Source organism: Chitinophaga sp. CF118 (genome assembly GCF_900112615.1).
Classification (GTDB): domain Bacteria; phylum Bacteroidota; class Bacteroidia; order Chitinophagales; family Chitinophagaceae; genus Chitinophaga.
In genome coordinates this window covers 1-1,943 of sequence record NZ_FOMK01000025.1, presented here as the reverse complement: position 1 = coordinate 1,943, position 1,943 = coordinate 1, and the positions used below count along the sequence as shown (strand labels likewise).

The following is a 1,943-nucleotide window of genomic DNA, read 5'->3' as shown; positions in this document are numbered from 1 at the left end:
CTTTTTAGTGCGCCAGGCATGGCGATCAGCTATAGGGTGGAAGTCCCGAACCCGCTTTGCAGTAAGGAGGGTTAGCCAAAAGCAAGGGTGTCGTGGGCGACTGCGAATCTGAAGGAAGCTGGCGGCAAATATGGGAACCTACGAACAGAAACCGTATATAAGGCAGCCATGATGTGGGTGATGTTGCTAAACAAACAAAAGCCCAATACTGCACGGACATCAGGATGTAAATACGGAGGTTACATCCATAGAAAGCAGATCGTCTTACCCTGGGAGATCTGTCTGTAAACTGTCGATGGTATAGGCGAATGCCAAAGAAGAAACAATAGTCAGAATAATAATGACTAACTGGTACAGACAGAAGTCAGCAGAAGCCGTAGTACTGTGAGTTTTTTTTTACAGGAAGGGCAGAATGTTAGAATGACGAAGGAATCAAAAAGTTTATGGCAAGGCGCTAACAACGGAAACACTTAAGAGAACTGACTGTAAGAGGATAAGCCGGAAGCTGAAAGTAAAGTACAGTAGGAGTTGAGCTACGCCATGCAACCAATGAACACAACGTCTGGAACGAGTTTTTTTTTTAGTAGTATGCTTGAAGAAATATTAGACATCCGAAATGTACAAAAAGCCTTTAAGCAGGTAACTGCGAATAAGGGAGCCGGGGGTATTGATGGTATGCAGACCGATGAACTTCGCGACTACCTGAACACCCACTGGTCTACATTACGTGCTGATATTCTGGAAGGCAATTATCATCCCCAAGCCGTCCTAAAGGTAGAAATAACTAAGGACGGTGGAGGGATGAGAATGCTGGGTATCCCCACCGTAATCGACCGGTTATTACAACAGTCGATCTCCCAATGGCTAAGCCCGAAATATGAGGGAGACTTCTCTACCAACAGCTATGGGTTCCGACCAAAGCGGAATGCTCATCAGGCAGTACTCCAGGCGCAAGCAAATCTAAACGCAGGCTACACCTGGATCGTGGAACTAGACCTTGAGAAATTCTTCGACAAGGTCAATCACGACAAGCTAATGAGTTTACTGTCCGCAAAGATAAAAGATAAGCGGATCCTAAAGCTTATCAGAAGTTATCTGACGAGTGGCATTATGGAAAACGGAACGGTCTCTCACCGAGAAGAAGGCACAGTCCAGGGAAGTCCGCTTAGTCCTCTGTTATCGAACATCCTACTCCATGAATTGGACAAAACGCTAGACAAACGAGGTCATCGATACGTAAGATACGCAGATGACTGTAGCGTGTATGTCCGTAGTAAGAAATCGGCCCAACGGCTAATGGAGAGCATGACCAGATATCTGGAGGATAAGTTGAAGCTGAAAGTAAACCGAGAGAAGAGTAAAATAAGCCGGCCGATGCGTAGCTCGCTGCTAGGTTTTTCCTTCTACGGAAGTAAAACGGGTTGGGAAGTGAGGATATCATCTAAATCCTTGTCTACTATTAAAAAGAAGATAAAGGGATGTACTCAACGGAACGACCCGACACCAACAGGTAAAAGAATCGCAAATCTAGAAGGGATGCTTCGGGGCTGGGTAAATTACTTTATCCTATGCAAAGCGAAGAAGCATATGTCAAACCTGGATGAAATGGTTCGAGTCCGATTGCGGATGACCCTGTGGAAAAGTTGGAAGAAGCCCCGCACGCGGATGAAACGTTTGATAGCGTTAGGCATAGAAAAAGGTAAAGCGTACGAATGGTCAAATAGTCGCAAGGGATACTGTAGGATAGCACACAGCCCAATACTGTGTCTGGCACTTAACAACGCTTATTTTACAAAGCTAAAATACACTGGCTTTGCCAACTATTACTACTGGAAAACAACCCACCAAATGAAATTATTCTAACAAACCGCCGTATGCCGAACGGCACGTACGGTGGTGTGAGAGGACAGTGAGGGAAATAATCCCTCACTTCCTACTCGATT

At 45.3% G+C, this 1,943-nt stretch carries 1 protein-coding gene; it reads left to right on the top strand.

Annotated features, from left to right (window positions below; translation table 11 throughout):
- The first annotated feature begins 588 nt into the window (after window positions 1-588).
- A complete protein-coding gene (gene ltrA / locus BM176_RS32010; protein ID WP_218162327.1) occupies window positions 589-1,863 on the top strand; it encodes a group II intron reverse transcriptase/maturase in 1,275 nt (424 codons plus the stop codon).
- Window positions 1,864-1,943: the final 80 nt, after the last annotated feature.